The sequence below is a fragment of the Streptomyces sp. NPDC056948 genome (assembly GCF_042674225.1).
In the GTDB taxonomy this organism is placed as follows: Bacteria; Actinomycetota; Actinomycetes; order Streptomycetales; family Streptomycetaceae; genus Streptomyces; species Streptomyces purpurascens.
In genome coordinates this window covers 1-4,709 of sequence record NZ_JBHUQX010000570.1, presented here as the reverse complement: position 1 = coordinate 4,709, position 4,709 = coordinate 1, and the positions used below count along the sequence as shown (strand labels likewise).

5 protein-coding genes are annotated in these 4,709 nt (G+C 67.6%); all 5 read left to right on the top strand.

Annotated features, from left to right (window positions below):
- Positions 1-235: 235 nt before the first annotated feature.
- The 5 genes from ACFTZL_RS41240 to ACFTZL_RS41220 all read left to right on the top strand — a co-directional run bounded on the left by ACFTZL_RS41240 (position 236) and on the right by ACFTZL_RS41220 (position 4,658).
- Positions 236-1,465 carry an ABC transporter substrate-binding protein gene (locus ACFTZL_RS41240; RefSeq protein WP_382594624.1) on the top strand — a complete coding sequence of 410 codons (1,230 nt, stop codon included), beginning with the start codon at positions 236-238 and terminating at the stop codon, positions 1,463-1,465.
- Entirely contained in the window at positions 1,462-2,379 is a 918-nt protein-coding gene (locus ACFTZL_RS41235; RefSeq protein ID WP_382594621.1) for a carbohydrate ABC transporter permease, read from the top strand. The genes ACFTZL_RS41240 and ACFTZL_RS41235 overlap by 4 nt, the downstream gene beginning before the upstream one ends.
- Positions 2,379-3,212 (top strand): carbohydrate ABC transporter permease, encoded by an 834-nt coding sequence (locus tag ACFTZL_RS41230; protein WP_142156932.1) that lies wholly within the window; start codon positions 2,379-2,381, stop codon positions 3,210-3,212. The genes ACFTZL_RS41235 and ACFTZL_RS41230 overlap by 1 nt, the downstream gene beginning before the upstream one ends.
- Positions 3,213-3,238: 26 nt before the next feature.
- Entirely contained in the window at positions 3,239-4,426 is a 1,188-nt protein-coding gene (locus ACFTZL_RS41225) for an ABC transporter ATP-binding protein (RefSeq protein WP_382594617.1), read from the top strand.
- A 154-nt stretch (positions 4,427-4,580) separates the two neighbouring features.
- Positions 4,581-4,658, top strand: coding sequence for a 50S ribosomal protein bL37 (locus tag ACFTZL_RS41220; RefSeq protein WP_370443954.1), 78 nt, complete (start codon positions 4,581-4,583; stop codon positions 4,656-4,658).
- Positions 4,659-4,709 lie beyond the last annotated feature (51 nt).

Sequence of the window (4,709 nt, the reverse complement as noted above, 5' to 3'; positions counted from 1 at the left end):
GCCCTTTCTGTGCGTTGGTCCAGAGGTGTTTCCGGTTGACCAGAAGTGGCCATATGTCCTTGATGTCGCTTTAAGTGGTCTTTAGTGTTCGCCGGGAGGGAAACGCTGCGAGGTCCGAGTCCGTGCCACCGTCCGGAAGCGAGGTGTGGAGCGCGTGCACGCGAGGGGCGGCTGCCGACCGGTTTCGGGTCGGAAGGGACGTACCGGAGGGACGCGATGGCTGCGGGCGTTCGCCGTGCTGCCGTTGCTGGCGTCCGTGCTCGCCGCTTGTGGCAGTGACGAGGGCTCCGGCACGCCCACCCTCAACTGGTACAACTTCCCCGACGACTCCGGTGCGCTCCAGAAGGCGGCCGACCGGTGCGGCCAGGCCTCGGGCGGCCGCTACCGGATCAGCTACAACAAGCTCCCGCGCGCCGCGGACGGCCAGCGCCAGCAGATGGTCCGCAGACTCGCCGCCGAGGACGACTCGCTCGACATCCTGGGCCTGGACGTCACCTGGGCGGCGGAGTTCGCCGAGGCACGCTGGATCCGGGAATGGACAGGGACGGCGAAGCGGCAGGCCGTCGAGGGCACCCTGCGCGTACCGCTGCAGACCTCGACCTGGAAGGGCAAGCTGTACGCCGTCCCGTACAACACCAACACCCAGCTCCTGTGGTACCGCAAGGACCTGGTGCCCACCCCGCCCAGGACCTGGGCCGAGATGCTGGACATGGCCGGCGCCCTCGCCCGGCAGGGCAAACCGCACTTCGTGGAGATCCAGGGCGCCCAGTACGAGGGCCTGACCGCGTGGTTCAACTCACTGATCAACAGCGCGGGCGGCTCCATCCTCAACGCGAGCGCGACCGAGCCCTCCCTCGGTCCTCCCGCCGTGCGGGCCGCCGGGATCATGCGTGATCTGGCGAAGTCCCCGGCCGCGGACCCCTCCCTGCCCAACCAGATGGAGGACCAGAACCGTCTCGCCATGGAGTCGGGGGTGGCGGCGTTCGAGATCAACTACCCGTTCGTCTATCCGTCGATGAAGGCGAACAACCCCGAGCTCTTCAAGAACTTCCGCTGGGCGCCGTACCCCCGGGTCGACGCGAACCGCCCGGCACGGCCCACCATCGGCGGCATCGACCTGGCGGTGAGCGCCTACTCGCGTCACCCCGACCTGGCCTTCGAGGCGGCGCTGTGCCTGCGTAACCGGGAGAACCAGCTCACCGCCGCCCTCGAGGGCGGTCTGCCGCCCACGCTGCGCGCCCTGTACAACGAGCCCGCGTTCATGAAGGAGTACCCCTTCTCCAAGGACGTGCTGGCCGCCCTGGAGTCGGCGAGCGTGCGCCCGATCACCCCGGTCTACCAGAACGTGTCGATCGCGGTCTCCCACACGCTGTCTCCGCCGTCCGGGATCAAACCGGAGAGCTCCGTCAACACCATCAGGGAGCAGATCGACGATGCCCTGCGATCCGAGGGTGTGATCCCGTGAGCCAGCACGAAGTGGGGGAGCCGGACCGGGCGGCGCTCTCGGCGGGCGCCAGGCAGGAGCGGCGGCTCGGCTGGCTGCTCTGCGCGCCCGCCGTCGTCGTCATGATCGCCGTGACCGCCTACCCCATCGGGTACGCCGTCTATCTGTCCCTCCAGCGGTACGACCTGCGCTTTCCCGGCCGGGCGGACTTCGTGGGCCTGAGCAACTACGGGGCGGTGCTGTCCTCCCCGTTCTGGTGGGACGCCTTCTGGGTCACGCTTTTCATCACCGCCGTGTCAGTGGCGATCGAGCTGGTCCTCGGAATGGGGCTCGCCCTGGTGATGCACCGCACGATCTTCTGGCGCGGCGTCGTCCGCACCTCGGTCCTCGTTCCGTACGGGATCGTCACCGTGGTCGCGGCCTTCTCCTGGCAGTACGCCTGGACCCCGGACCTCGGATACCTCGCCGGGCTGCTGCCCAGCGGGGAGGCTCCGCTGACCGAGCAGTGGCCCGCCCTCTGGCTGATCATCCTCGCCGAGGTGTGGAAGACGACGCCGTTCATGGCCCTGCTGCTGCTCGCGGGCCTCGCGCTGGTCCCCGAGGAGACCCTGAGGGCGGCCATGGTGGACGGCGCCACCGCCTGGCAGCGCTTCACCAAGATCATGCTGCCGCTGATGAAGCCGGCCATCCTGGTGGCACTGCTCTTCCGCACCCTGGACGCGTTCCGGATCTTCGACAACATCTACATCCTGACCGCGGGCGCCCAGGGGACCGGCTCTCTGTCGATCCTCGGGTACGACAACCTGTTCACCGCGCTGAACCTGGGCATCGGGTCGGCGATCTCGGTCCTGATCTTCATCTGCGTCGGGATCATCGCCTTCACCTTCGTCAAACTGTTCGGCACCGCCGCACCCGGCGCGGAGGTGAAGCGCTGATGGCCGCGGTGGGAAAGACACATGCCGCCCGATGGGGTGTCCTGAACGTGGTGGTGGTGCTGTACGCCCTGTTCCCGGTGTGGTGGATCGCCGCGCTGTCGTTCAAGGACCCCGGCACCCTCACGGACGGCGACTACATCCCCAGGGACTGGACCTGGGAGAACTACCGGGGCATCTTCGAGACCGCCGAGTTCACCCGTGCGCTGATCAACTCGATCGGTATCGCCCTGATCGCCACGGTGATCGCGGTGGCGCTCGGCACCATGGCCGCCTACGCGGTGGCCCGGCTGCGGTTCCCCGGCAAGCGGGTACTCATCGGCATGTCACTGCTGATCGCCATGTTCCCGCCGATCTCCCTGGTGTCACCGCTGTTCAACATCGAGCGGATCATCGGGATCTTCGACACCTGGATCGGGCTGATCATCCCGTACATGACCTTCTCCCTGCCGCTTGCGATCTACACCCTGTCGGCGTTCTTCCGGGAGATCCCCTGGGATCTGGAGAAGGCCGCCAAGGTCGACGGGGCGACGCCCGCGCAGGCCTTTCGGCTGGTCATCGCGCCGCTGGCCGCGCCCGGCGTGTTCACCACGGCCATTCTCGTGTTCATCTTCTGCTGGAACGACTTCCTGTTCGCGATCTCGCTGACGTCCACCGAGTCCGCGCGCACCGTGCCGGCCGCGATCGCGTTCTTCACCGGGAGTTCCCAGTTCCAGCAGCCCACAGGGTCGATCGCCGCCGCCGCTGTGGTCATCACCATCCCGATCATCGTTTTCGTCCTGCTCTTCCAGCGACGGATCGTCGCCGGACTGACCTCCGGGGCAGTCAAGGGCTGAACGGGGAAGGCAAGGAGGCACCACCCATGGCCGAGATCATCCTCGAGGGAGTCACCAAGCGTTTTCCCGACGGGTCCCTCGCCGTGAAGGACGTGGACCTCGACATCGCCGACGGCGAGTTCGTGATCCTGGTCGGTCCGTCCGGATGCGGCAAGTCCACGACCCTGAACATGATCGCCGGACTCGAGGACATCACCGAGGGCACCCTGCGCATCGGAGGCCGAGTCGTCAACGACCTGGCCCCCAAGGAACGTGACGTCGCCATGGTGTTCCAGAGCTACGCCCTGTATCCGCACATGAATGTCCGGGAGAACATGGGCTTCCCGCTGCGCCTGGCCAAGGTGGACAAGGACACCATCGACGCCAAGGTGACGCACGCCGCCCGGATCCTCGACCTCACCGAGCACCTGGACCGCAAGCCCGCCAACCTCTCGGGCGGTCAGCGCCAGCGGGTGGCCATGGGGCGGGCGATCGTCCGTGATCCCAAGGCGTTCCTGATGGACGAACCGCTGTCCAACCTGGACGCCAAACTCCGGGTACAGATGCGCACCCAGATCTCCCGGCTGCAGCGGAGCCTCGGCACGACCACCGTGTACGTCACCCACGACCAGACCGAGGCGATGACGCTGGGCGACCGCGTCGTGGTCATGAGACAGGGCCTGGTCCAGCAGATCGGCACACCCGCCGAGCTGTACGACCTGCCGCGCAACATCTTCGTCGCGGGCTTCATCGGCTCCCCGGCGATGAATTTCCTGAACGCCACCCTGGAGGGCGGCGCCCTGCGCTCGGCCCTGGGCGACCTGGCCCTCGACGACCGTACGAGGCAGGCGCTGGAACGCCAGAACGCGCCCCGCGAGGTCATCGTCGGGCTGCGACCGGAGGCGTTCGAGGACGTGGCCCTGTCACATGACCGGGACCGGACGGGCCCGGTCTTCACCGCCACCGTGGAGGTACTGGAGTCGCTGGGATCCGATGCGTACGTCTACTTCGCCGCGGAGGGCGGGCCCGCGACGACCACCGAACTGGAGGAGCTCGCCAGGGAGTCGGGCCTGCGCGACACCGGCGCCGACACCAGTCACCTCGTGGCCCGCCTGGACGCCGCCACGCGTGCCCGCGAGGGAGAGCCGCTGGAGCTGCGGGTCGACATGGCCAAGGCCCACGTGTTCGACCCGGCGACCGGAGCGAACCTCACGCATCCAGTGCGGGCGGACTGACCAGGAACCGCCCACGCCACCACCGTGACGCAGGCCACCCCTGTACATGCGCATCGAGTGTGTTTGCCGTAGCGACGGCTGGAAAGGCGCTCTGTGATCACCGGATGCGACAATCCGGTGGACAGTGACCAAAAAGCCAGAAAGAGGAGGTTCGATGTCCTCGAAGCGACGTCGCAAGAAGAAGGCCCGCCGCAAGAACGGCGCGAACCACGGCAGCCGTCCGCAGTCCTGAGAAAGTCCTGCGGGCGCGCCGAAGCATTCGGGTGGGTGGCATGTGCCACCC

Coding starts and splice junctions, on each gene's coding strand:
- ACFTZL_RS41230 (WP_142156932.1), top strand. CDS start 2,379: ATGGCCGCGGTGGGAAAGACACATGCCGCCCGATGGGGTGTCCTGAAC.
- ACFTZL_RS41225 (WP_382594617.1), top strand. CDS start 3,239: ATGGCCGAGATCATCCTCGAGGGAGTCACCAAGCGTTTTCCCGACGGG.
- ACFTZL_RS41220 (WP_370443954.1), top strand. CDS start 4,581: ATGTCCTCGAAGCGACGTCGCAAGAAGAAGGCCCGCCGCAAGAACGGC.